This is a genomic window from Luteibacter sp. SG786, assembly GCF_011759605.1.
Lineage (GTDB): Bacteria > Pseudomonadota > Gammaproteobacteria > Xanthomonadales > Rhodanobacteraceae > Luteibacter.
Map to the genome: position 1 here is coordinate 1,728,516 of NZ_JAAOYX010000001.1, position 24,250 is coordinate 1,752,765.

Below are 24,250 nucleotides of genomic sequence, written 5' to 3' on the forward strand. Positions count from 1 at the left end.
ATGTGAACGACCAGCCAGCTTCGTACCTACGTTCAGCCTGCCTCGTCGCCGGAGCGGTGCGCGATCCAGGCGCCAATCAGAGCAGAGACGTACGGAATCGACTGCGCCGCGAGGATGAACATCCACAGTTCGCTCTCGACGTAGCTCGTGCCGTAGTGCAGCGCCATGCCCACGATGGCACAGAGCAGCGCGATGGCCATGAGACCTTCCTCACGCACGGGCGCGAACGCGGCGAAACTGCTGCCGCCCATGCGGCGACTCTTGGCCGTCACCACGAACGCCGTCTTTTCCCGGGTCAGGCCGTGCAGGATGCCGCGCGCGATGGCGTGGGAAAGCCCCATGCTGGCCACCGACGCCATGATGGTGTCGTACCAGCCGCATGGAACACGCGCCCGGTACAGCACCACGCCGAAGATGGCCTTCGCGAAGAAGAAGCCGATGACGGGAATCAGGAACAGCTGCATGGGCAGGTTGAAATATTCCGGCGCATAGATCATGCCGGCGGTCCACAGCAGACCCATCATCGTGAAGATGAAGTGCAGGGCGTCGGCGAACCAGCTGAACCAGCCCGTGAGGAAGTGGAAGCGCTGGCCTGCCGAAAGCGGGCCTTTGCGCGTCATCCAGCTCCAGCGCCCCTTGAGGATCTGCATGGCACCGAACGCCCAGCGGTAGCGCTGGCTCTTGTACGCCTTGAAATCGGCCGGGGTGAGTCCCTTGCCCATGAGTTCGTCGACGTAAACCAGTTCGTAGCCCGCATGCATCAGCCGCAGGCCGAGCTCGGCATCCTCGCAGATGGTCCATTCCGACCAGCCGCCGGTGCCTTCCAGCGCCGACCGCCGCACCATGGTCATGGTGCCGTGCTGGATGATTGCGTTCCGTTCGTTGCGATGGTGCATGCCGATGCGGAAGAAGCCGTCGTACTCCCAGGCCGTCATGCGGCGGAAGCGATTCTTCTCGAAGTCGCGGTGCGCCTGCGGGCACTGCACCACGGCCACCTTCGCATCGTGGAAGTACCCCGTGAGCGCGGAGAGCCAGTCTTCGCGCACCACGTAGTCGGCGTCGATGACCGCCACGACCTCGGCGCGTTCGTCTGTGGCCGTGAGGCCGAAGTTCAGCGCGCCGGCCTTGTAGCCCGGCCAGGGTTCCAGGTGGAAGAAGCGGAACTTCGGACCCAGCTGCTTGCAGTATTCCTCCACCGGCTTCCACACCGCCGGGTCCTTGGTGTTGTTGTCCAGCACCAGGACCTCGAAGTTTTCGTAATCGAGGGCCGCCAGCGAGTCCAGGGTGATCTGCACCATCTCCGGCGGCTCGTTGTGGCACGCCAGGTGGATGGACACGAACGGCTGTTTCTCCACCGGGTCCGGCGGCAACATGCCCGCGTATCGCACCCAGCTGCGCCGCCAGAGCACCTCGGTGAACTCGAATCCGTTGATCAGCAGGATGCCGAGGATGGCGATCTGCGCAGGGAACAGCAGGATCAGCATCGCCCAGTCGAAGGGGCCGAGGTAGAAATTGAAGGGCAGGGTGGCCGACCAGACGATCAGGCCGCAGGCGAGCTGGATGAGCGCCATGAAGAACAGGCGGCCCGTCAGCTTGAAGCGGCTGAAGCGGATGCCGAACCACAGCATGGGGAAGAAGGCCAGCAGCGAGGCGGCGAACGCCTTCCAGGGCCAGCCCACGTCTTCCGTCACCGGGCCCGTGAAGGGGAACTTCAGCTGGCGATCTGCGTTGAACATGCCCCAGTAGGCACCTGTGCGGCCCTCGCCCAGGTTTTCCTTCCAGGGCTGGTCGATGGCCTCGAGGACGTAATAGTCGTCGATACCGTTGGCCTTGGCCTGGTTGAAGAAAGTGCGCAGGAAGATCGCCTCGTTCGAGACGCTGGGGTAGGCGTACTTGTAGCGATCGCCGTTCGAGGGCCAGCCGATCTCGCCGATGGCCACGTGCATGCCGGGGAACTGCGCCTTCAGGGCCTTGTAGCTCTGGACGGAGTCGTTGACGCCGGCGCGCGCCTCGATGCCGTTCCAGTAGGGGAACAGGTGGACCGTGATGAAATCGACGTGCTCGGCCAGCTCCGGGTTCTGCAGCCAGATGTGGAACGGCTCGGCGATGGACACGGGCTGGTGCACGGCGGCGCGCACGCGGTCCAGGTAGGCCATCATCTGTTCGGGCTTCAGGTCTCCGCGGAAGAGAACCTCGTTACCCACGATCACACGGCTGATGGTCTTCGGGTAGCGGTGGGCCTGCGCGATCAGCGCGGCGATCTCGCGTTCGTTGTTCTCGAGCCGCGTGTCGATCTGGGCGCCGGCCATCACGTCGAGGCCTTCCTTGTCGGCAAGGCGGATGACCTGGGGGTTCTCCAGGATCGAATAGGTGCGGATGCGCGGCGAATAGCGCTTGATCAGGCGCAGGTCGCTATCGATCTCCGGATCCGTGGAGACGTCGCCCTTGATCGGGTTCTGGTAGCGCTGGTAGGCGGTGAACGCGAAACCGGGCACGGGCCCGTGCCAATCGTCCGGGCCGTTGGGCAGGTTGGCGACGAGCCAGAGCCCGAAATTCAGCGCCGCCACGAGGATCGCGAGGATCAACGCGGCGAGGATCGGATGGCTTCGTTCGGTCGTGGCGGCAGCGCTCAAAACAGTCCCCGGACCGATCGGCCCCCGAGTGGTATCGATGAGGTAACCCGGGGAGCTTAACGAACGGGGAGAAACTGCTCAACGCAGACGAGACGGGCCGGTCAGGCTGAACTCAGCGTGGAGGGGGGAAGGGCGCCCTATGGGAGCCGCTTCAGCGGCGATGGCGGCTTGGGCCAACCGACCCGCGGCCGCGGGATCGCCGGCACAGCCGGCTCCCACAGGAATCGCTTATTTCAGGAGCGAACGCAGCATCCAGGCCGTCTTCTCGTGATCCTTCAGGCGGCCCGTGACCATGTCCGCGGTGCCCTCGTCACCCACGGCTTCGGCGGCCTTGATGGTGTCGCGCGACGTGGCGGCGGCGATTTCGTGGCCTTCCACCAGCTGGGCGACCATCTCCTTCCACTCCGGCACGCCCGCTTCTTCCTTGATCGAGGTGAGCTTGGCGAACTGGCTGTAGGAACCCGGCGCGAAGACGTCCAGGATACGGATGCGCTCGGCCACTTCGTCGGCGGCGAGCCACAGGGCGTTGTACTGGGTCTCGAACATCGTGTGCAGGCTGTTGAACTGCGGGCCGGTGACGTTCCAGTGGAAGTTGTGCGTCTTCAGGTACAGGGAGTAGGTGTCCGCGAGAAGGCGGGCAAGCTGTTTGGCGACGGCTTCCCTGTCTTTCTTGGCGATACCGATGTCGATGGCCATGGGGTGTCTCCTGTCTTCTGTCTAGGAATGAAATTCTAACGAGGCGTACGAAGGTCGTGAAATGGAACCTTCTGATGCCGTCGATAGGCACACGCTATTATTGGGGTCCCCATGAGTACCTCCACAAGCCCCTCGCGACCCGCCGCTCCCGACCCGCGCCTCCGTGAACTGCGCGACGCACTGGCGCGGGTCGCCAGCCGCGATTTCGGGCGCCTCCTCGGCCGCTGGCGCACGCTATCGCGCAAGCCGGATGCCGCCAGGCTGGCGACCCTGGCCGCGGACATCGCGGCGTCGGCCGCCCGGCGCGCCGCGCGCGTCGCCGCCAAACCGGTTGTCGCCGTCGATGCCTCATTGCCCATCGCGGCCCGGGCCGACGACATCGTGAAGCTCATCCGCGAGCACCAGGTGGTGGTGATCGCCGGCGAAACGGGTTCGGGCAAGACCACGCAGCTGCCCAAGCTCTGTCTGGCGGCAGGGCGCGGCGAGGCGGGCATGATCGGTTGCACCCAGCCGCGCCGCCTCGCCGCGCGTTCGGTGGCCACCCGTGTGGCCGAGGAACTGGGCACGCCCCTCGGCGAGAAGGTGGGTTTCCAGGTGCGTTTCACCGAGAAGGTGTCCGACCAGGCCCTGGTGAAATTCATGACCGACGGCATCCTGCTGGCGGAGACCCAGTCCGATCCCTGGCTTTCGTCCTACGACACGATCATCATCGACGAGGCGCACGAACGCAGCCTCAACATCGATTTCCTCCTGGGTTACCTGAAGCGCCTCGCGGCGCGCCGGCCGGAGCTGAAGATCGTGGTCACGTCGGCCACCATCGACACCGAGCGATTCGCCGCGCATTTCGGCGGAGCGCCCGTGGTCGCCGTCGAGGGCCGTACGTACCCGGTCGAGGTTCGCTATCGGCCGCCCGGCGAGCGCGTCGAAGGCAACGTCGCCCAGCAGGTGGCGGACACCATGGACGAGATCACGCGCGAAGACCCACGCGGCGACGTGCTGGTTTTCCTGCCCGGCGAGCGCGAGATTCGCGACGCGCACCTGCTGCTTTCGCGCCGGCAGTACCGCGAGACGGAAGTGCTTGCCCTCTACGCGCGTCTGTCGGCGGCCGAACAGGACCGCGTGTTCCGTCCGGGGCCGAAGCGACGCATCGTGCTCGCCACCAATGTGGCCGAAACCTCCCTTACTGTGCCGCGCATCCGCTACGTGGTCGATTCGGGCACGGCACGCGTGAAGCGCTACAGCCAGCGCAGCCAGCTCGAACGTCTGCACATCGAGCCGATTTCGCAGGCCGCCGCCAACCAGCGCAAGGGCCGCTGCGGCCGCGTGGGGCCGGGCATCTGCTACCGGCTCTACGAGGAGTCCGATTTCGCGTTGCGGCCGGAATACACCGATCCCGAACTGCTGCGCTCGTCGCTCGCCAACGTGATCCTGCGCATGCTGGCGCTCGACCTCGGCGAGGTCGAGGATTTTCCGTTCCTCGAGGCACCGGACCCACGCGTGGTCGCCGACGGATACCGGCGCCTGGCCGAGATCGGCGCCATCGATGACGGGCGCCGTCTCACGGACATCGGCCGCACCGTCGCGCGGCTGCCCATCGACGTGCAGTTGGCACGCATGCTGGTCGAGGCGCGGCGAATCGGCAGCCTCGGCGAGCTCATCACCATCGTCGCCTTCCTCAGCATCCAGGACCCCCGCGAGCGGCCGCCGGATGCCCGCGGGCAGGCCGATGCGGCGCATGCCCAGTTCGCCGACCCGAAATCCGACTTCGTCGGCGTGCTGAACCTGTGGCGCGCCTATCTCTCGGCGGCGGAAGAGCTCACCTCCTCGAAACTGCGCGACTGGTGCTCGCGGCACTTCCTCAGCTTCATGCGCATGCGCGAATGGCGCGAACTGCACAGGCAACTGGTGCTCGTGGCGAGGGACATCGGCTGGGAAGCATTCTCCCGCGCCGAAGCGGCGCCCGCAGGCGCGCGCCCTGCGCGAGACGGCAACGATGCGCTGTTCGAGGCCATCCACCGCAGCCTGCTGGCCGGATTGCCGACCCAGGTCGGGCACAAGGACGAGAAAGGCGTCTACCGGGGCACCCGCGAGCGACGCTTCCAGGTCTTTCCGGGCTCGGCGCTGGCGAAGGCTCCGCCGGCATGGGTGTTCGCGGCCCAGATCCTCGATATCGGCGGCCGCATCTGGGCCATGATGTGCGCCCGAGTGGAGCCCGCGTGGATCGAAAGCCAGGCCAGCCATCTCGTCCGCGCCACGGCGCGTGACGCGCACTGGTCGCGCAAGCGCGGCACCGTGGTGGCCTACGAGCAGGTCACCCTGTTCGGTCTGGTGCTGGTGGAGCGCCGCCCTGTCACGTTCCAGCGCCAGGACCCGAAGCTGGCCCACGAGATCTTCGTGCGCGAGGCCCTGGTGCGAGCCGATCTCGACAGCCGTGCCGATTTCGTGCGCGCCAATGCGCGCGTGCTCGAACAGGCGCACGATATCGAGGCCAAGCAACGCCGGGCGGGCCTGCTTCGGTCCGACGAAGACCTTGCCGCGTTCTTCGATGGAAAGCTTCCCGAGAGCATCGCCGATACCCGGGCCCTGGATGCGTGGTACCGCAAGGCGGCGCCCGCGGAGCAGGCGGCGCTGCGCTGGACGCTGGCGGATGTGATGGACACCGGGGCCGGCCTCGATCCCAAGGCCTTCCCCGCCTCGCTCGAGATCGGGCAGCACCGCTACCGCCTCGAATACCGTTTCGTGCCTGGCGACCCCGCCGACGGCGTCACGATCCACGTGCCGCTGGCCTTCCTCAACGCGCTGCCCGCCGCCCGAGGCGAATGGCTCGTCGGTGGCCTCCTGGCCGACAAGGTGGCCGAACTCATCCGCGCGTTGCCGAAGGCCCTACGCCGCAACTTCGTACCGGCGCCCGACTTTGCGCGGGCTTTCGTGGAAGCGGAGGCACCGCGCGACCAGCCCCTCGCGGCCGCGTTGGCTGCGTTCCTGAAGCGCACCACCGGCGTCGACGTGGACGCTGCGGCCTTTGCCGATGCGGAACTGCCAGCACACCTGCTCATGCGCTACCGGGTGCATGACGAAAACGGCCGCACGGTAGCCGAGGGACGCGACCTCCCCTCGATCCGCACGCAGTGGGAAGGCAAGGCGCGCGAGGCGTTCTCGCGCAAGACCGACGTCGAACTCACCCGCGAAGGCATCGTGGCGTGGGATTTCGAATCCATTCCTCGCGAGGTGCGGTCGGAGGGCGGCCTCACCGCTTACCCGGCACTGGTGGACCTCGGCGAGGCCGTGGCCCTGCGCGTCTTCGAGCGCGCCGACGAGGCCGCGGATGCGCACGTAGGAGGTGTCGAACGCCTGCTTCGGCAAGCCCTCGCGCCGGAATTCAAGCGCGCGCGGCGCCAATTGCCGATCGGGAACGCGCTCTCGCTGAAGTACGCACCGCTGGGGAGCATCGACGGGCTTCGCGCCGACCTCGTGGAAGCCGGCTTTGCCGACCTCCTGCTCGATCGCCGGTTGGATGCGCGTACCCAGGCCGACTTCGAGGCCCTGCGCACCGACCTCGCGCGTGAACTGTTCGGCGCGGCCATGGCACGGCAGAAGCTTGCCGAACCGATCATCGAGGCCCAGGCCGAACTCAAGCCGTGGATGGAGCCGCCGCTGATCGGATTCGCGAAGGCCAGCTACGACGACCTGCGCGAACAACTCGCGGCTCTGCTGCAGCCGGGCTTCCTGCGCGAATTGCCGCGTGACCGGCTGGCGCACTATCCGCGATACCTCCGCGCCATGCGCCTGCGTGCCGAACGCCTGCGGCAGGACCCCGCACGCGACCAGTCGCGCATGCTCCAGGTGCTGCCCTACTGGCGTGCCTTGCTCAACGCGAACGGCACCGCGCTCGACAACACGGTGTGGCAGGAACTGCGGTGGCTGCTTGAGGAATGGCGCGTGTCGCTGTTCGCCCAGGAACTGAAGACGGCCGAGCCGGTGTCGGCCAAACGGCTGGCGCGGGCCCTCGAAATCGCGCAGGCGGAGGACAGCCGATGAGCGAACCGCGCGTGGCCGATGCGAAGCCGCAGCCGATGCCGCTGACCGAGCGCGCGCGCGAGGCGTGCGTGCGGTTGCCCGTGGCGGCGCGCGCCGAGGGCGAGACGATCATCGAACTCTTGCGGCTGTTGGGCTGCGACGACGAAACCTGCGCCTCGGCCCTCTGGTTTTCGCTCGAGCGTGGCCTGCCCGGTGCGACCGCAGAGGCCGCCAAGACCTGGAAACCCTCACTGCGCCGGCTGATCGACGGGCAGGGCGAAGCCGAGAAAGTTTGGGCCCTGCACGCGCAGCGTGGCCCTGGCAGCGGCGCTGAAGGGCTGCGCAGGCTGCTGCTGGCGATCATTCGCGACCTGCGCGTCGTTTTCGTCTTGCTTGCGCGGCAACTCGCGGCGATGCGTACGGCGATGGCGCTGCCCGACCACGAGCGGCGCGAACTGGCCCAGCTCACTTCCGATATCCACGCTCCGCTGGCCAACCGCCTCGGTATCTGGCAGCTGAAGTGGGAATTGGAGGATCTGGCATTCCGCTACCTGGAGCCGGACACCTATCGCCGCATCGCGCGCCTGCTGGACGAACGGCGTGCCGACCGCGAGCGCTTCATCGCCACCAGCCTTGCCGAGTTGCGCGCGGTGCTCGACGGCGCCGGCATTCGCGCCGACCTGGCAGGCCGCCCGAAGCACATCTTCTCCATCTGGAAAAAGATGAAGAAGAAAGGCCTGGAATTCTCCGATCTCTACGATATCCGCGCCGTGCGCATCCTGGTCGACAACGTGGCCGACTGCTACGCGGCCCTGGGCCTCGTGCACAGCCTCTGGCCGCACCTGCCGGGCGAATTCGACGACTACGTGGCGCGGCCCAAGGGCAACGGTTACCGATCGCTGCACACGGCGGTGATCGGGCCGGAAGGAAAGGTCCTCGAAGTGCAGATCCGCACGCACGAGATGCACCGTGCGAACGAGCTGGGCGTGGCTGCGCACTGGCGATACAAGGAGGGTGGCGGCGCCGATGCGGAGTTCGAGGCGAAGATCGCCTGGATGCGCAAGCTGCTGGAGCCGCGCGGCGAAGACGAGGCCGAACTGGCTGCGGGCTTCGAGACCGAACTCATGGAAGACCGCGTGTACGTGCTCTCGCCGAAGGGCGAGGTCATCGACATGCCGCGTGGGGCCACGGTGCTCGATTTCGCGTACCACATCCACACCGAGGTGGGCCATCGCTGCCGCGGCGCAAAGGTGAACGGGCGCATCGTGCCGCTGACCACGCAGCCGCGCAGCGGCGATCGCGTGGAGATTCTCACCGCGAAGGTGTCGGAGCCCAGCCGCGACTGGCTCTCCACCCACCATGGATACCTGTACACGTCGCGGGCGCGGGAAAAGGTGCGCGCGTGGTTCCGGCGCGAGGCGCACGAGGCAAACATCCTGGCGGGCAAGGCGTCGCTGGAAAAGGAACTGCGACGGCTGGCTCTGGACGACGTGGATCTGACCAAGCTGGCCACGCACTTCCGCCTGAAGAACGTGGACGAACTCTACGTGACCGTGGCGCTGGGCGAGGTCTCGCTCGGGCAGATCGCCCGCGCGTTGCAGGAGCCCGCTGAGCCCGAGATCACGCAATCGGGCAATCCCGTGGCGTCGCGCGCTGCGCAGCACGACCGCGGGGCGTTATCGATCGAGGGCGTGGGCAACCTGCTCACGACCTTGGCGCGTTGCTGCCAGCCGCTTCCGGGCGATCCGGTGCGCGGTTTCATCACCCGCGGTCGTGGCGTGTCGGTGCACCGCGCGGACTGCGCATCGCTGGCCCGCCTGGCCCGGCGCGATCCCGACCGAGTGATAGAGGTCGGCTGGGGCAGGGTGGACGTGCAGAGTTACGAAGTGGACGTGGAACTGCGCGGTTACGACCGAAAGGGCCTGCAGAAGGACGTGGCCACCACGATCAACAACGTGGGGCCGCACATCGTGGCCTCGTCCAGCCGCGTGCATGTGCGCACGGGCGAGGTGGAGATGCGTTTCACCCTACGTGTGAAGGACTACGAGCAGCTGTCGACCCTGCTGGGGCGGCTGAGTGCACTGCCGAATGTGACGGATGCGCGGCGGCTGGGCGGAAGGTGACCTGAGACCATTGTGGGAGCCGCTTCAGCGGCGATCCCGCGGCAGCGGGCAAGCGTGCCGCGAGCACCTTATCGCCGCTGAAGCGGCTCCCACACAGACCATTCAGGCCCCGAGGAGAAGCCGCATGCCCCAGTCCGACAAGGGCTGCACGATAAGGATGCGCGCAAGGAAGAGGCCGAGCAGCACCGCGGTGGGCGAGAAATCGAGTCCGCCGATCGTGAGCCTGCCGCGCAGCGGCCGCACCAGCGGCTCCGCCAGGCTGGAGACCAGCCGCGCCACGGGGTGGTAGCGGTCGGTGGAAAGCATGCTCATCAGCGACCAGACGAAGACCAGCACGATCCAGGTCAGCAGGAAGAAGTCGAGGGTTTCGGCGATGCCGGCCACCAGGATGCCCAGTGGCGACGGAGCCACGCCCGCCAGCGCCGCCAACAGCAGCATCTTCAGGCACTCGAGTGCCAGCACGATCAGCAGCGCGGCCGTGTTCACCCGGCGGATGTTGGGCAAGGCCTTGCGCAGCGGACGTACCACCGGGTTGGTGAACCGGTAGAGGAACTGGCAGATCGGGTTATGGAAATCCGCGCGGCAAGCCTCGGCCAGCAGGCGCAGGACGAACAGGGTGACGATGGCTCCGAAAGCGAACTGGAGGATCAGTGCGCCGGCATTGGTCAGATAATTCACGTCTTGGATTCCATGTCTTCGGAAAGTTCGATTCCGCGCCGCCGGGCGGCGTCGACGGCGCGTGCGACGATCTCGTTGAAATGATCGCCGCGAAAACTGTCCAGCGCCGCCTGCGTGGTGCCGTGCGGCGAGGTAACCCGCTGCCGCAGGGTGGCGGCCGATTCGCCGCTTTCCACCAGCATGTGGCCGGCGCCGAAGGCGGTCTGCACGGCGAGGGCGCGGGCTGTTTCTCGGGACAGACCATGCGAAAACGCGGCGTTTTCCAGCGCTTCCACCATGAGGAAAAAGTAGGCGGGACCGGAGCCGGACAACGCGGTGACCACGTCGAGCTGTTCTTCTTCCGGCACCCAGACGGTGAGGCCGGCGGCATCGAGTACGTGCTGGGCCTCCGCCCGCTGCGGTGCGCTGACCCGCGCGTTGGCGTAGAGGGCGGTGGCGCCGGCCCCATACATGGCCGGCGTGTTGGGCATGCAGCGCACCACGGGCAGGGTGGTGTCCAGCCAGCGCTCGATCTGGTGGACGCGGATGCCCGCGGCGATGGATATCACCAGGGGGCGGTATTTCTGCACGGCAGGCCGGAGCCCGCGGCACACCTCGGCCAGCATCTGTGGCTTCACGGCCAGGACGAGGATGGAGGCGCCCTTGGCGGCGTCCAGGTTGTCCGTGTAGGTGGCCACCCCATATTCGCGCGAAAGCTCGTGCAGGGCTTCCGCACGCGGCTCCGCCACGGCGATGCCACCCGGCTGCGCGCCGTGGCGGATCAGCCCGGCGATCAGCGCGGTGGCCATGTTGCCTCCGCCGATGAAGGCGATCCGGTTCATGGGGTAACTCCGTAGGCGACTTCGTTCACAACGCGCAAAGCATATATGGAGATGCGCCTTGCCGCCGCCCCCCGGGCATGGTTACCTATGCCCACCAAGAAAGGGGACCCCAATGGATATCGCCGAACTCCTTGCCTTCTCCGTGAAGAACAAGGCCTCCGACCTGCACCTTTCCGCGGGTCTGCCGCCGATGATCCGCGTCGACGGCGACGTCCGGCGCATCAATATCCCGCCCCTCGAGCACAAGCAGGTGCACGCGCTGATCTACGACATCATGTCGGACAAGCAGCGGCGCGATTATGAGGAATTCCTCGAAGTCGACTTCTCCTTCGAGATTCCCGGCCTGGCCCGCTTCCGTGTCAACGCGTTCAACCACAACCGCGGCGCCGGCGGCGTGTTCCGTACCATTCCCTCGGAAGTGCTGACCCTGGAAGACCTGGGCGCGCCGAAGATCTTCCGCGAGCTGATCGAGCAGCCGCAGGGCCTGATCCTGGTCACGGGCCCCACGGGTTCCGGCAAGTCGACCACGCTGGCGGCCATGGTCGACCACGTGAACAAGAACGAATACGGGCACATCCTCACGGTCGAGGACCCGATCGAATTCGTGCACACGTCGCAGAAGTGCCTAGTGAACCAGCGCGAGGTCCATCGCGATACGCATGGCTTCAACGAGGCGTTGCGCTCGGCCCTGCGCGAAGATCCCGATTACATCCTGGTGGGCGAGCTTCGCGACCTGGAAACCATTCGCCTCGCGCTCACCGCCGCGGAAACCGGCCACCTGGTTTTCGGCACCCTGCATACCTCGTCGGCGGCTAAAACCATCGACCGCATCATCGACGTCTTTCCGGCAGGCGAGAAGCCCATGGTCCGTTCCATGCTCTCCGAATCGCTCCGTGCCGTCATCTCGCAGTCGCTGCTCAAGAAAGTTGGCGGCGGTCGTACGGCGGCACACGAGATCATGGTGGGCATCCCCGCCATCCGTAACCTGATCCGCGAAGACAAGGTGGCGCAGATGTACTCGGCCATCCAGACCGGCCAGCAGTACGGCATGCAGACCCTCGACCAGAACCTCGCCGACCTGGTGAAGCGCGGCCTCATCACCCGGCAGGAAGCCTCCACCTATGCCAAGAACAAGGAAGGGTTCCGGTAGAGGCGTGAGTCGGCCCTTCTTGCCCGTGAGTCGGCCCTTTCGGGCCTGTAAGTCGCGGCCGGTGGCCGCTGGAAAGAGTAAGCTGCGATCGGGGGAAAAGGGTTAGCGGCTTTGCTTACGGTTCACGCTTCACGCCGCCCCGGCGTAGCCGGGGCCCACTTACGCCACTTACGGTTCACGCTTCACGATAGCCCCGGCGCAGCCGGGGCCAACTTACGGACCCTCTCATGAGCGACTTCGATTTCACCTCATTTCTCAAGCTGATGGTGCACAAGCAGGCCTCCGACCTGTTCATCACCGCCGGCGTCGCGCCGTCCATGAAGGTGCAGGGGCGTATCGTGCCCATCACGCAAAGCCCGCTGTCGGCGCAGCAGTCGCGCGACATGGTGCTGAACGTGATGACGCCCGCCCAGCGCGAGGAGTTCGAGAAAACCCACGAGTGCCAGTTCGCGATCAGTGCCTCGGGCATCGGGCGGTTCCGCGTGTCGTGCTTCTACCAGCGCAACTGCGTGGGCATGGTGCTGCGCCGGATCGAATCGAAGATTCCCACGCCGGAAGAATTGAGCCTGCCGCCGATCATCAAGCAGCTGGCGATGACCAAGCGCGGCATCATCATCTTCGTCGGCGGCACGGGTACCGGTAAGTCGACCTCGCTGGCGTCGATGATCGGCTACCGCAACCAGAACTCCACGGGCCACATCATCACCATCGAGGACCCGATCGAGTACGTGCACAAGCACGAAGGTTGCATCATCACCCAGCGCGAACTCGGCATCGATACCGACAGCTGGGAAAACGCCTTGAAGAACACCCTGCGCCAAGCGCCGGACGTGATCATGATCGGCGAAGTGCGCACGCGCGAAACGATGGAACATGCCATCAACTTCTCGGAGACGGGTCACCTCTGTCTGTGCACGCTGCATGCGAACAACGCCAACCAGGCACTGGACCGCATCCTGCACTTCTTCCCCGAAGACCGCCGCCAGCAGCTCTTCATGGACCTCTCCCTCAATCTGAAGGGCATCGTGGCGCAGCAGCTCATTCCCACGCCGGACGGCAAGGCCCGGCGCGTGGCGGTGGAAGTCCTGCTCGGCACGCCGCTTGCGCAGGACTACATCCGCCAGGGCGAGATCCACAAGCTGAAGGAACTGATGCGGGACTCGAACCAGCTCGGCATGCGCACGTTCGACCAAAGCCTGGTGGAGCTCTACCACGCAGGCGAGATTTCCTATGAGGACGCATTGCGCCACGCGGACAGTTCCAACGAGGTCCGGCTGCGCATCAAGCTGGCCCAGGGCGGCGACGCGCATACGCTGTCGCAGGGTCTGGAAGGCGTGGAGATCGACAAGAGCAACGACCGCGATTCCTTCGGCGGCATGCTGCATCGTTGAAGCGGCTCCCACAAAAAAGAAAAAAAAGGGAGCCGTGAGGCTCCCTTTTCGTTCGCACTTCGAAAGTGCTTAGTTGGCAGCCGACGACACCGTCAGGCCGCTGGCGTCGACGCTCTTCACGCCCTTGACTTTCTTTGCAATGGCTTCGGCATGGCTCTTTTCCTTGGCGGTCGCCACGGTGCCCGTCAGGGTGACGACACCATCGGTAGTGCTCACCGAAATGTCCGTGGCCTTCACGCTCTTGTTGGCCGCGAATTCCGACTTGACCTTCGTGGTGATCCAGGCGTCGTCCGCCTTGCCGGCGACGGTCTGGTTGTCGCCCTTGGAGCTGGCCGCCGCGGAGTCCTGCGCATACACCTGAGCGAAGGGAACCGTGCCGAGACCGGCAACGAGAGCGGCAGCGAACAGGGCCTTACGGAGGTTGGCGTGGTTCATGGGTGACTCCTTGTTTTCGCACTGAATGGGTCTGGCGATGGCGCCACGCACTGTGGCTGCCGGTTCGCGGGGCTCATGGAAACAGTGCACCCGTGAACGATTCGTGCCGGAAAATCCGGGCCGTTCAGGATCGTCAAGGAACCTCCACAAAAACGAAGTGGGAAGCGCACTTGCATGCGAAGGGGCGCATGCTGGATGGCCCTTCGCGCGCTAGCGCGCTTCCCACATGGTGTCGCTATGAAGCCGCTTACTTGTATTCGACAGCGCCGGACATCACGAGGCCTTTCTCGTCCACGTGCGCCTCGCCCGAAACCTGCACGATGCGGGCCGCCTGTGCCTTCATGGCTTCGAACTGCATCTTCGAACGCTCGGCGGCCGATGCCTGCGCGCCCTGGTCGTCCGGTGCGCCGTCGGCGCCTGCGGCTTCCGCCATGGAACTCGCGTAGGTCTGCGCCTTGTCCGCCATGACGTCGACCCATGCGCGATACATGTCGCCATTGAGGTGCAGGCGACTGATGCGGCCGGCGTCGCCGGTGGCGCCCATGAGCATTTCGTCCAGCTTGCCGTCCTCACCCTGGCCGAGGCCCACCGCGATGGCCTGGCCGTTCATGGCCGCCCAGCCGGGCATGCCGAGCATGGTGGTGATGTTCTGCGGCAGCGGGGCGGGCTTGCCGTCGCCGGCGAGCTTGAAGTCGCCACCGAGCATGGCCTGGCCCATCGCGAGCAGGCCGGCGGGGTTGCGCGTGGCGAGCAGCACGCGGCCCGTGATGGCGGGCATCTGCTGACCGGCGGCGGCCGGCGTGAAGGAGTCCAGCACGATGCGCACGCCACGAACGTCGCCGAGCGGCGGAATGGCTGCCTGCTGCATCGTGGAGCCCAGCTTGGCGAAGCTGTCGTTCATGCCGACGAAGGCCGGGCATTCGAACGGCTTGGCAGCGACGGCATCGGCTTGCGCCGTGAAGAACGTACGGATCTGCTCGACCGGCAGCGCGAGGCTGATGTCGAACGGACCGTTGGCGTCGTTGCCCAGGCCCGGAACCTCGACCTTGAGCCCGGAGAACGCCTTGACGATATCGTCGGCCAGCGCGACGTCGACCCGCTGTTCCTGATGGTGCATGTCGAGGCGGGTGTAGCCGAAGCTGAGCGAAGGAACGCGGGAAGCGATGCGGGTGGCTTCCGGCACGCAGCTCGGTGCCGGAACCGGCACGGGCTCGCCCGTCTTGGCGGACTGCTGCTTCAGGTACGCGGCGAACAAGGGGTCCTTGCCCGTGGCGACGAGGGGCAGCAGACGGGTGAGGTCGACCTGACCCACCGCGTAATCCTTGTAACCCTTGTCCTTGGCCAGGTCGGCAAGGCGGCCGTCGTCCTGGAGGCTCTTCTCCGGCCGGTCGGCGCCGAGCGCCTGACGGATGGACGGCTGCGCGGCATCTGCCGGCAGGAGCGACACCACCGCCTGTTTGCCCACGGTGGCGATAATCAGCTGGACGCCCGAATCCGCGAGCGTGACATGGCGATAGGCCTGGCCGCCGGCGTCGCCGGTGTCCAGCTTCTTGCCGTAGGCGGCTTCGAGACGGCCCACGAAGGCGTCCCAGGCGGCGGGATCGGCGAGCGCCACACGGACGACGGGGCTGAGGCCCAGGCCGTAGATGGCCGAACCCGTCTTCACGTCGAGGCCCATGTTCTTCAGGGCCGCCTCGGCCGTCTTGCCCTCGAATTCGGCGGCGAAGGCCTTGAGCAGGCGGGCTGCCTCGGCGTTGCCCTTGCCCTCGAGGTCTTGCGCAAGGGACTTCATCTGGGCGACTTCACCCGGAAGTTCCGCATTGGCCTGCGTCAACAGCGCCTCGTAGGCGTCGTCGTCGAGCTTGTCGAGGTTCGCCAGAACGTATGGCGTGTCGGCCGGCACGAAGGCCAGCGGGGCGTCCTTGTCCTTGTGGCCGCAGGCCGCCAGCAAAACGCTGGCGAGGCCGAGCGCGATGAGTCGCTTCGTCGGTCGCATTGTGTATCCCATTGTCTGGTTTGGTCCCTTGGTCCGGCCATTATGCCGGAAGCGCGGCGCCCGCAGGCGCCGGCGCGGTGGTCTGAACGCAAGTTCCTGCGATGGCGGACGAGTCGCCGCCTAGCGGCCCATGACCTCGGCCAGCACCGCCATGCGCACGAAGACGCCGTTGCCTACCTGCTCGAGGATGCGGGACTGGGCGCCGTCCGCCACGTCCGAGGCGATCTCGATACCGCGGTTGATCGGGCCGGGGTGCATCACGAGGCAACCCTTGGCGGCCCTGGCAAGGCGCCGGCAGTCCAGGCCGTAGCGTTCGAAGTAGGCCGCTTCGTCGGGGAGATCGGTGGCCGCCATGCGCTCTTTCTGGAGGCGCAGCATGATGACCGCATGGGCCCCCTCGATCGCCTCGTCGAAGTCCTCGTGGAAGGTGACGCCGCTCAGTTCCGACTCCGCGGGCAGCAAGGCGGCCGGCCCCACGATGCGCACGTCGCGGGCGCCGAGTGCGGTGAACGCATGCACGTCGGAGCGGGCCACGCGCGAATGGCGCACGTCGCCGCAGATGACGATGCGCAGTTTGCGGAAGTCCGGGTGGTGGTTGCGAATGGTGAGCGCGTCCAGCAGGCCCTGGGTGGGGTGGGCGCGATTGCCGTCGCCGGCATTCACCACGGAGACGCCGCTCATGGCATGGCGAACCAGCGACTCGGGCGTGCCGGATTCCTTGTGCCGCACGACGATCGTGTCCAGGTGCATCGCTTCCAGCGTGTGCAGCGTGTCGAACAGTTCCTCGCCCTTGGCGGTGGAGGAAAATCCGATGTCGAAATTGACGACGTCCGCGCCAAGCCGGCGTGCGGCCAGTTCGAACGAGGTGCGTGTGCGGGTGGACGGCTCGAAGAAGAGGTTGAGCACCGTGCGGCCGGCCAGCAGGTCGAGCTTGCGGGTGCCGTGCGCCGTGGCCTCGCGCATGCTGTTCGCCCGGTCGAGGAGGCGTTCGATGGCTTCGCGGGGCAGGTTCTCGAGGGTGGTCAGGTGGCGCAGGCGTTGTGACATGACGTCCTCAGGACGAAGGAGGTGGCGAAATGGAGCAAGGCGTATCTGCCGGCATGGTACTGGCGGTGGGGTTTTCGGTCATGCCTGCACGAGATAGGACTCGAGAATGACGGCCGCCGCTTCCGCGTCGATCGACTTCGCATCGGAACGCTTGCGCGTGCCGGCGGCGCGGCCGGCGGCGAAACGGCGGGCGGCTTCCTGCGAACTCATGCGCTCGTCGGTGAGGGCGACGGGGAGGGCGTAGCGTTCGGCGACGCGCTCCGCGAAACGCCGCGCCGTACGTGTCATCGGCTGCTCTTTTCCGTCGTTGTCGAGCGGGAGGCCCACGACCAGTTCCGCAGGTAGCCATTCGCGGCGGAGCGCGTCCAGGGTTTGCCAGTCGGGTTCGCCATCGCGCACCGGCACGGCGGCAAGAGCCCGCGCGGTGCCGGTCAGGCGGTTGCCGACGGCGACGCCGACCACCTTGGTGCCGACGTCGAATCCGAACAGGCAGCTCATCGCGTGGAGGCGATCAGGCGTGGCCGGCGTAGCCGGTCAGCTGGGACGGGTCGTGCACGCCAAGCTTGCGAGCCGCGGCCAGCCAGCGCTCGTCGATGGGGGTGTCGAACACGATGTGTTCGTCCGCGCGCGTGGTGAGCCAGGCGTTGTCCATCACTTCCTGTTCGAGTTGCCCAGCGTCCCAGCCGGCATAGCCCAGCGTGACCACGGCACGACGCGGACCTTCGCCGGCGGCCATGGCCACCAGGATGTCGCGCGAGGTGGTGACGGACCAGTCGTCGTTGACGCGATAGCTGGAGTCCCAGTTGCCGGGCTCGCGATGGAGCACGAATCCGCGTTCCTGCTGCACCGGCCCGCCGATGAGCACAGGGTAGTCGGCGATCTCCGGGTCGTCGCAGGTGAGCTTCATCTGTGCGAGCACGTCGCCCAGGCGGTATTCGGAAATCTGGTTGATCAGGAGGCCGACGGCTCCGTCGTCCCCGTGCTGGCACAGGAACGCCACCCCGCGCGCAAAGGGCGATTCGGCCAGCGAGGGCATCGCGATGAGGAATTGCCCGGCGAATGAGTTGGCGGTCGTCATGGCCGCATTGTAGCCGCTACGACGATGAGTCGTGTGCGAACGTTCAGTGCACCGCCGGTAACTTCTGCACGGTTACCAGGAGGAGCGACTTATGCGCAACATGATGTTTACGAAGGTTTTTATCCTGGCCGGGGTGGCTTGCGCGACCACCGCCGGGGCGTCCACGCCGGATGCATGGAAGGACTATGACCAACGGCTGACGAAAGCCTGCATTGCCGCCAGCGGATTGAAGGACGCGAAGCCGGTTGGCGGCCCGATCCAATACGACGATCGGGTGCCGGTCACCGCGCTGGTGCTCGCCGGCCGCTATCCGCAGAAGCACATGAAGAACCGGCCGGGCCGGGAGCTGTGCGTGTGGGACCGCAAGGCCCAAAAAGCGTACGTGAGCGAGGCGGATCAGCTGCTGCCAAAGTGAGTGCTTTTGCCTTGTGTGGGAGCCGCTTCAGCGGCGATTGGTGCTCACGGCGAGGCTGCCGCTGGCGCAGAATCGCCGGCAAAGCCGGCTCCCACACATCAGGAGCCGCTCCGAGGATATTCCTCGAAGATCAGTAATTCCGCAGCACGTCCCCCGGCAGGAACTGCCAGGTGCGCGTGATGTAAAGCTCGTCCACCCGGTTCTTGTCGGCGGGGAGGGCCGGGAAGGGTGCCGCGAGGCGGACGATGCGCTGGGCGGCGTCGTCCAGTACCTTCTGCCCCGAACTCTTGATGACGTCCATGCTCTTGATGCTGCCGTCCCGGTTCAGGCCCACCGTGAGCACCAGTTCGCCGTGCAGGCCCCGGCGCCGTGCCTCGTCCGGATAGTTGAGGTTGCCCACGCGTTCCACGCGCCCGACCCAGCCCTTCATGTACGCCGCGTACGCATATTCCCGCGTGTTGGACGATATGAACTTCTTCTTCGGACGCTTGGCGTAGGCCTGCGATTGTTCCCGCACCTCGGCGGCCAGGCGGGCCATTTCCATCCGGCGCTGCACCTCTTCGTCGGATTCCGGCAGCGGCCGCGGCTTCCGCTCGGTTTGTTCGTGCGTGGTGTCCACGGCAAAGGCCGTCTCGCCGGAGGTGGTGAGGAGTTGGCTGGGGGTGGCTTCGCGTGGGGCGGGGGCCTGGGCATCCTTGGCTTCCGCGGCGAGGCTGTGCTGCGGCGTGGGAAGGAGTCCCGAGGCCTGTTCCGACGGGCGCGCCGCCTTGTCCTTGTCGCCGCCGCCGGCATTGCTGGCCTGTGCGAGGAAGTCGGCCTTGTCCGGCTGCTCGCGGTTGGCGACGTCCACGAGGGTGACGTCGAGCGTGGGCACGCTCGGGCGCGGCTTTTCCACCTCGAAGGTGATGCCGAGGATGACGATACCGTGCAGCAGCAGCGAGAACAGCAGTGTCGCGCCGAACAGGTCGGTGCCGGTGGTGCGGGTCGTCATCGGGCCTCGATCGCGTCGAACAGCAGCCCGGCGATGTTAATGCCGAAGCGGGCATCCAGTTCACGGACGCCGGTCGGAGATGTGACGTTGATCTCGGTCAGGTAGTCGCCGATCACGTCGAGGCCAACGAAGCGGAGCCCGCGCCGGACCAGTTCGGGGCCGACCTGCGAGGCGATCCAGCGGTCGCGATCGGAGAGCGGGATGCCCTCGCCATGGCCGCCGGCGGCGAGGTTGCCGCGGAATTCGTCGCCTTGCGGAATGCGGGCGAGAGCGTATGGCACCGGCTCGCCGTCGATCAGCAGGATGCGCTTGTCCCCGGCCGATATCTCGGGAATGAATTTCTGCGCGATGGTGAACCGGCGGCCGCCGTCGAGCAGCGTCTCCAGCATCGAGTTGACGTTGCTGTCGCCGGCCGAGACCTTGAAGATGCCCTGGCCGCCCATGCCGTCGAGCGGTTTGAGGATGGCCTCACGGTGCTCCGCCAGGAACGCCTTGAGTTCGCCCCGGTCGCGGGAAATCAGCGTGGGCACGATGCACTGCGGGAAGTCGAGCGAGAACACCTTCTCGTTGCAGTCGCGCAGCGCGCGCGGATCGTTCACCACCTTGCAGCCGGCCCGCTGGGCGCGCTCCAGGACCATGGTGTCGTAGATGAACTGCGCATCCACCGGTGGGTCTTTCCGGGCCAGCACGACGTCCACTTCCGCGAGGGGCCGCCATTGCGGCTCGCCGAGGGTGAACCAGCCGCTGGGGTCTTCCCTGACGGTGAGGGGGCGCAGCCGGGCCCAGGCCTGTCCGTCGCGCAGGGCCAGGTCGCCCTGTTCCATGTAGAGGAGGGCGTGACCGCGGCGGGAAGCTTCCAGCAGCATCGCGAAGGTGGTGTCCTTGGCGATCTTGATGGCGCGGATGGGGTCCATCAGGACGGCAACGGAGAGGGGCATGGAGGATTTCCGCAGGCAGGAAAGGTGCCAAGTTTAGTGAAGGCCGCCCGGCAAAGGGGCGGTCGGGGCGTGGGAACGCCCCCCTTTAAGAAGAATTCATCTTGACGGCGCTCCAGCCAACCATTAAACAGCGGTCGGGAGGAACGCCGAAGAGCGGACCGCCGGAGCGTTAAGTTCCGGACAACGACCTGGCGCACGGAATAGTCGGCCGAAATCCGGCTATCCTGCTCGGGTATTTGCGGTTTTTTTCGTGGTACGGGGGCGCAGTGAACGAAAACGGACGCGGGAACGACCTGAGCGGCTTGCGGGTCATGGTCATCGACGATTCGAAAACCATCCGACGCACGGCCGAAACCCTGCTGAAGAAGGAAGGCTGCGACGTCCTCACCGCCGTCGACGGTTTCGAGGCGCTGGCGAAAATATCCGACCAGAAGCCGAACATCATCTTCGTCGACATCATGATGCCCCGTCTGGACGGCTACCAGACCTGCGCACTCATCAAGAACAACGCCCAGTTCCGCGGAACACCGGTGATCATGCTTTCGTCGAAGGACGGCCTGTTCGACAAGGCGCGCGGCCGCATCGTCGGCGCTGAGCAATACCTCACCAAGCCATTTACCCGCGACGAGCTCCTCGGCGCGATCCACCGGTACGCGAAGGCGAGCTGACCCAACTCCACGCAAGACAACGTCCAGGGGGACGTGTGGCAAACATTCTCATCATCGACGACTCGCCCACCGACGTCCGCGTGTTTACCACGCTGCTCGAGAAGGCGGGTTTTTCCGTTTCCAGCGTCGACAACGCCGAGGCTGGCCTGGACCGTATCCGCGCGAACAAGCCGGATCTGGTGATCATGGACGTGATCATGCCGGGCATGAACGGTTTCCAGGCCACGCGCACGCTGAGCCGCGACCCGAACACGGCCGACGTGCCGGTGGTGATGATCACCACCAAGTCCATGGAGACGGACCGTGTGTGGGGCCTGCGCCAGGGAGCGAAAGCGTTCATCACCAAGCCGGTGAACGAGAAGGAACTGCTCTCGACCATCGCCAGCCTCCTGCCGAACACGACGCATTGAGGACGCCATGAGCGAGAACGCGGCACTCACGCCATTCGAACTGCTCGCCCATTACGAGCGTGCCTGCCTCGCGCACACGGCCGACGCGCCGGAGCAGGTGGAGTCGCTGGGTCTGTGGCGCGGCATCGGTTTTCGAGTGGGGCGCCGGGCTTTCGTCAGCGGCATCGAGGAGATCAACGAACTTCTCGCCGTGCCGACCCTGACCAACGTACCCGGCACCCAGCCCTGGCTGATGGGCGTGGCCAACGTGCGCGGCAACCTCGTGCCGGCGATCGACCTCGGCCGGTTCCTGTTCGATGAGCGCACGCCGGCGTCGGAGCGTGCCCGCCTGCTGCTGGTGCGCCAGCACGGCGGTACGGTGGGGCTGCTGGTGGACGAGGTCTTCGGCCAGCGTACGATGGACGACGCCCAGCGCGATTCGGGCGAGGAAGAACACGATCCGCGGCTGGCGCGTTTCGTCGCACAGAACGTTCAGATCGGCGAGCAGACGTTCGGACTTTTCAGCATGAGTCGTCTGGTTCGTGCGCCGGATTTCCGGCAGGCGGCGCTGTAGGCGCCTCCAATGGGGGAGGGGGACGGCCGGGTGGCCGGCCCCCACAGGATGAGCGGGACCGGTTCGACCGGTTTCGCGATGGGAACGGAGGGGCGGTCCTCGGGCCGCTTCGTCATGCCGGTGGCCATCGAGGCCCCGGCGGCTAGCTTTGCCAGGTTTGGGTGAGGTGGATATGAGCACGACAGCAGGCGGCGCAGGCCGGGAACGTGGCTACACGATCGTCATCGTGTTCCTGCTCCTGGCGATCGGTTTGGCGTCGGTCGACTTCTGGTGGCTGAACAACAAGAACGGCGAGGATCGCGAGGCCATCGCGCTGACGACCCAGGTGCAGGTGCTGTCGCAGCAGACCGCGAAGTACGCCCTGGAAGCGTCGGACGGCAACCGCGATTCGTTCCGTGAACTCGCTGCCACGAGGAACACGATCGACTCGGCCGTGCAGCGCCTGGTGAAGGGCGACGAGAAGACGGGCATGCCGGCCTACGCCGACGAGAACAAGACGCAGGCCGGCCGCGCCATCGGCGCGCTGTCCAACGCGTGGCACCAGCTGGACGCGGACATCGGCAAGATCCTCTCCAACAAGGATCTCGTGCTGTCCTCCGGCGAGCGCGCCGACCTCTTCGCCAAGCAGATGCCGCTGCTGAACGCCCGCACCGATGAGGTGCTGAATATCGTGCAGCAGAAGAATGCCTCGGTGGAGCAGACCTTCACGCTGGCGCGCTGGATGCTCATGGCCGACCGCATGATCCGTCGCGTGCAGGAGATCCTGCAGGGCGGCGACGGAGCACAGTCCGCGGCCGACGGCCTGTCGCGCGACGCGCAGTTGTACGGCGCGGTGCTGAAGGGACTGATCGACGGCAATCCGGACGGCGGCGTGCGCGCCATCAGCGACGGCAACGCTCGGAAGATCCTCGAAGGCATGCAGACCTCCTGGGGCGATCTGGTGGACCCGGTGAACCAGCTCGTGACCGCGTCGCCCAACCTGCAGGACGTGAAGCGCGCCGGTAACCAGGCCTCGCTCGACTCGCAGACGGTGCTGCTGCGCGCGAACGAATCCGCCGACCAGATCGCGAAGCTGCCGCTGACGCGCCTGTTCCCGAACGTGTGGTGGGGCCTGCTCGGCGCCATCGGCGCGGTGCTGTTCGCGCTGCTGCTCGTGTACAACCTCGTGCGCGATCAGCGCCGCCGCTTCGAGACCACGTCCGAACTCAACCAGCGCAACCAGACCGCGATCATGCGGTTGCTGGACGAGATGGGTACGCTCGCCGAAGGCGACCTCACCATCAAGGCCACGGTGACCGAGGACATCACCGGCGCCATCGCGGACGCCATGAACTCCGCCGTGGACGAGATGCGCAACCTCGTCACCACCATCAACGAGACCGCGGTGCGTGTCTCCGCGGCGGCGCAGGAAACCCAGGCCACCGCCATGCACCTCGCCGACGCGGCGGAGCAGCAGGCGCAGCAGATCACCTCGGCTACCTCCGCGATCAACCAGATCGCCACCTCGATGGATACGGTGTCGAAGGACTCCGCGGAATCGGCGGACGTGGCGCAGCGCTCGGTGCAGATCGCCTCGCGCGGCGCGGAAGTGGTGCGTGAGACCATTCAGGGCATGGACTCCATTCGCGACCAGATTCAGGAAACCTCCAAGCGCATCAAGCGCCTGGGCGAATCCTCGCAGGAAATCGGCTCGATCGTGGAACTCATCAACGACATTGCCGAGCAGACCAATATCCTCGCCTTGAACGCGGCCATCCAGGCGGCCTCGGCCGGCGAGGCGGGCCGAGGCTTCGCGGTGGTGGCGGACGAAGTGCAGCGCCTCGCCGAACGTTCGGCGAGCGCCACCAAGCGAATCGAAACGCTGGTCCAGACGATTCAGTCCGATACCAACGAAGCGGTGAGCTCGATGGAACAGACCACCGCGGAAGTGGTGGCCGGTGCCCGCCTGGCGGAGGACGCCGGTACGGCACTGGGCGACATCGAACGCGTTTCGAACGACCTCTCGGCGCTGATTCAAAACATCTCCGCCGCGGCACGCCAGCAGTCCGCCGCGGCGACCGATACCTCGGCCACGATGAACGTCATCCAGGAGATCACCTCGCAGACATCGCTCGGCGCCAGCCAGACGGCCGAGTCGATCGGTAACCTCGCCCAGCTCGCGAACGACCTGCGCCTGTCCGTCGCGAACTTCAAGCTGCCGGGCTAACGCA

General features: G+C 66.3%; 20 protein-coding genes. 9 read left to right on the plus strand and 11 right to left on the minus strand.

The genetic code is table 11. From position 1 onward, the window contains the following. Nucleotides 1-32: 32 nt before the first annotated feature. Nucleotides 33-2,633 (minus strand): glycosyltransferase, encoded by a 2,601-nt coding sequence (locus FHS47_RS07890; protein WP_167025351.1) that lies wholly within the window; start codon nt 2,631-2,633, stop codon nt 33-35. 228 nt (nt 2,634-2,861) lie between these two features. Further along, nucleotides 2,862-3,329, minus strand: a complete 468-nt coding sequence (locus tag FHS47_RS07895; protein ID WP_167025354.1) for a Dps family protein — start codon at nt 3,327-3,329, stop codon at nt 2,862-2,864. Nucleotides 3,330-3,440: 111 nt separating this feature from the next. On the opposite strand from FHS47_RS07895, the gene hrpA reads away from it, so the two are divergent. After that, entirely contained in the window at nt 3,441-7,367 is a 3,927-nt protein-coding gene (gene hrpA, locus FHS47_RS07900) for an ATP-dependent RNA helicase HrpA (protein ID WP_167025357.1), read from the plus strand. Next, nucleotides 7,364-9,469, plus strand: coding sequence for a bifunctional (p)ppGpp synthetase/guanosine-3',5'-bis(diphosphate) 3'-pyrophosphohydrolase (locus tag FHS47_RS07905; protein ID WP_167025360.1), 2,106 nt, complete (start codon nt 7,364-7,366; stop codon nt 9,467-9,469). The genes hrpA and FHS47_RS07905 overlap by 4 nt, the downstream gene beginning before the upstream one ends. 102 nt (nt 9,470-9,571) lie before the next feature. On the opposite strand, the gene FHS47_RS07910 is transcribed toward FHS47_RS07905, so the two are convergent. Together FHS47_RS07910 and proC are read right to left on the minus strand one after the other, a co-directional pair. Then, nucleotides 9,572-10,147, minus strand: a complete 576-nt coding sequence (locus FHS47_RS07910) for a YggT family protein (protein WP_167025363.1) — start codon at nt 10,145-10,147, stop codon at nt 9,572-9,574. Continuing rightward, nucleotides 10,144-10,968: a pyrroline-5-carboxylate reductase gene (proC, locus tag FHS47_RS07915; protein WP_167025366.1), complete on the minus strand. Its 825-nt coding sequence runs from the start codon at nt 10,966-10,968 to the stop codon at nt 10,144-10,146. Before proC ends, FHS47_RS07910 begins: the two co-directional genes overlap by 4 nt. Before the next feature lie 112 nt (nt 10,969-11,080). Here proC and FHS47_RS07920 point away from each other — a divergent pair, with 112 nt between their 5' ends. Together FHS47_RS07920 and FHS47_RS07925 are read left to right on the plus strand one after the other, a co-directional pair. Beyond that, on the plus strand, nt 11,081-12,118 hold the full coding sequence (locus FHS47_RS07920; protein WP_167025369.1) for a type IV pilus twitching motility protein PilT: 1,038 nt from the start codon (nt 11,081-11,083) through the stop codon (nt 12,116-12,118). A gap of 227 nt (nt 12,119-12,345) precedes the next feature. Further along, nucleotides 12,346-13,509, plus strand: a complete 1,164-nt coding sequence (locus tag FHS47_RS07925) for a PilT/PilU family type 4a pilus ATPase (RefSeq protein WP_167025371.1) — start codon at nt 12,346-12,348, stop codon at nt 13,507-13,509. Between the two features lie 69 nt (nt 13,510-13,578). Here the strand turns inward: FHS47_RS07925 and FHS47_RS07930 are convergent, their stop codons facing one another. The 5 genes from FHS47_RS07930 to FHS47_RS07950 all read right to left on the minus strand — a co-directional run bounded on the left by FHS47_RS07930 (nt 13,579) and on the right by FHS47_RS07950 (nt 18,065). After that, a complete protein-coding gene (locus tag FHS47_RS07930) occupies nt 13,579-13,944 on the minus strand; it encodes a BON domain-containing protein (protein ID WP_167025374.1) in 366 nt (121 codons plus the stop codon). A 247-nt stretch (nt 13,945-14,191) separates the two neighbouring features. Next, nucleotides 14,192-15,940: a hypothetical protein gene (locus FHS47_RS07935; RefSeq protein ID WP_167025377.1), complete on the minus strand. Its 1,749-nt coding sequence runs from the start codon at nt 15,938-15,940 to the stop codon at nt 14,192-14,194. A 120-nt stretch (nt 15,941-16,060) separates the two neighbouring features. Then, a complete protein-coding gene (locus FHS47_RS07940; RefSeq protein ID WP_167025379.1) occupies nt 16,061-16,987 on the minus strand; it encodes an aspartate carbamoyltransferase catalytic subunit in 927 nt (308 codons plus the stop codon). Between the two features lie 78 nt (nt 16,988-17,065). Next, nucleotides 17,066-17,485: a Holliday junction resolvase RuvX gene (gene ruvX / locus FHS47_RS07945; RefSeq protein WP_167025381.1), complete on the minus strand. Its 420-nt coding sequence runs from the start codon at nt 17,483-17,485 to the stop codon at nt 17,066-17,068. Nucleotides 17,486-17,498: 13 nt separating this feature from the next. Further along, nucleotides 17,499-18,065: a YqgE/AlgH family protein gene (locus FHS47_RS07950; RefSeq protein ID WP_167025383.1), complete on the minus strand. Its 567-nt coding sequence runs from the start codon at nt 18,063-18,065 to the stop codon at nt 17,499-17,501. Between the two features lie 91 nt (nt 18,066-18,156). On the opposite strand from FHS47_RS07950, the gene FHS47_RS07955 reads away from it, so the two are divergent. Next, nucleotides 18,157-18,480: a hypothetical protein gene (locus FHS47_RS07955; RefSeq protein ID WP_208381850.1), complete on the plus strand. Its 324-nt coding sequence runs from the start codon at nt 18,157-18,159 to the stop codon at nt 18,478-18,480. 130 nt (nt 18,481-18,610) lie between these two features. On the opposite strand, the gene FHS47_RS07960 is transcribed toward FHS47_RS07955, so the two are convergent. After that, a complete protein-coding gene (locus tag FHS47_RS07960; RefSeq protein ID WP_167025385.1) occupies nt 18,611-19,471 on the minus strand; it encodes an energy transducer TonB in 861 nt (286 codons plus the stop codon). Next, a complete protein-coding gene (gene gshB, locus FHS47_RS07965; protein WP_167025387.1) occupies nt 19,468-20,409 on the minus strand; it encodes a glutathione synthase in 942 nt (313 codons plus the stop codon). The genes FHS47_RS07960 and gshB overlap by 4 nt, the downstream gene beginning before the upstream one ends. A 266-nt stretch (nt 20,410-20,675) precedes the next feature. On the opposite strand from gshB, the gene pilG reads away from it, so the two are divergent. The 4 genes from pilG to FHS47_RS07985 all read left to right on the plus strand — a co-directional run bounded on the left by pilG (nt 20,676) and on the right by FHS47_RS07985 (nt 24,246). After that, nucleotides 20,676-21,077 (plus strand): twitching motility response regulator PilG, encoded by a 402-nt coding sequence (gene pilG / locus FHS47_RS07970; protein ID WP_338039696.1) that lies wholly within the window; start codon nt 20,676-20,678, stop codon nt 21,075-21,077. Nucleotides 21,078-21,112: 35 nt separating this feature from the next. Then, entirely contained in the window at nt 21,113-21,487 is a 375-nt protein-coding gene (locus FHS47_RS07975) for a response regulator (RefSeq protein ID WP_167025388.1), read from the plus strand. A 7-nt stretch (nt 21,488-21,494) separates the two neighbouring features. Continuing rightward, on the plus strand, nt 21,495-22,040 hold the full coding sequence (locus tag FHS47_RS07980) for a chemotaxis protein CheW (protein WP_167025390.1): 546 nt from the start codon (nt 21,495-21,497) through the stop codon (nt 22,038-22,040). A 172-nt stretch (nt 22,041-22,212) separates the two neighbouring features. Next, the gene (locus FHS47_RS07985) at nt 22,213-24,246 is read left to right on the plus strand and encodes a methyl-accepting chemotaxis protein (protein ID WP_167025392.1); all 2,034 of its coding nucleotides are present in this window, start codon (nt 22,213-22,215) and stop codon (nt 24,244-24,246) included. The last annotated feature ends 4 nt before the right edge of the window (nt 24,247-24,250 follow it).